General features: G+C 60.4%; 1 protein-coding gene. It reads left to right on the top strand.

What is annotated here, in order from left to right:
* On the top strand, window positions 1–755 hold a 755-nt coding region (locus ABR397_RS23005; protein ID WP_350307733.1), incomplete at both ends, for a condensation domain-containing protein.

The raw sequence follows: 755 nt of genomic DNA, 5'->3' as shown, positions 1-755 counted from the left end.
GGCTTATCTCCGGCCTCAGTCCGGCATTGAACTGGCGCCGGCGGATTTACGCCGGCAACTGGCACAGCATCTGGCCGACTATATGCTGCCCAGTGCCTTTGTGATGCTGGAGAGCTTCCCGCTCACGCCCAATGGCAAACTCGACCGCAAATCACTGCCAGCACCCGACCAGTCTGCCGTGGCAATGCATGCCTATGAAGCGCCCGTTGGCGAACTGGAAACGACACTGGCACAAATTTGGCAAGACCTGCTGGGGCTGGCGCGTGTCGGACGTTATGACCATTTCTTCAAACTCGGCGGTCACTCACTACTCGCAATTCAATGCACGACACGCGTGCGCCAAGTGTTGGCACTGGATCTGCCGCTGGCTCAGCTCTTTGCCCAGCCTGTCCTTATTGACCTCGCCCGGGCACTCACTGCTGCCTCAGTCACCGCCCGGGCTGTTATCCCGGCGGCCGATCACAGCTTGCCTCTGCCACTCTCTTTTGCCCAGCAGCGATTGTGGTTCCTCAGCCAACTCGATTCCGCTGCCAGCCAGGCCTACCATATTCCCGCGGTATTGCAGCTTTCCGGTCAGCTTGACCAGCAGGCCCTCACCGCAGCACTCGATCGCCTTGTCGCCCGCCAAGCGAGCCTGCGTACCTACTTTACGCGGGTTGACGGTCAGCCCTGCCAGCAGATAGCGCCTACAGACATCGGCTTTTCACTCTCCTGTCTGGATCTGCGTTCCCTGAACGCAACGGCCCGTGCCAAGC

This window comes from Photorhabdus viridis (assembly GCF_040256935.1).
Classification (GTDB): domain Bacteria; phylum Pseudomonadota; class Gammaproteobacteria; order Enterobacterales; family Enterobacteriaceae; genus Photorhabdus; species Photorhabdus viridis.
The sequence above is the reverse complement of the archived record's forward strand: the minus strand, read 5'-3'. Positions and strand labels throughout refer to the sequence as shown.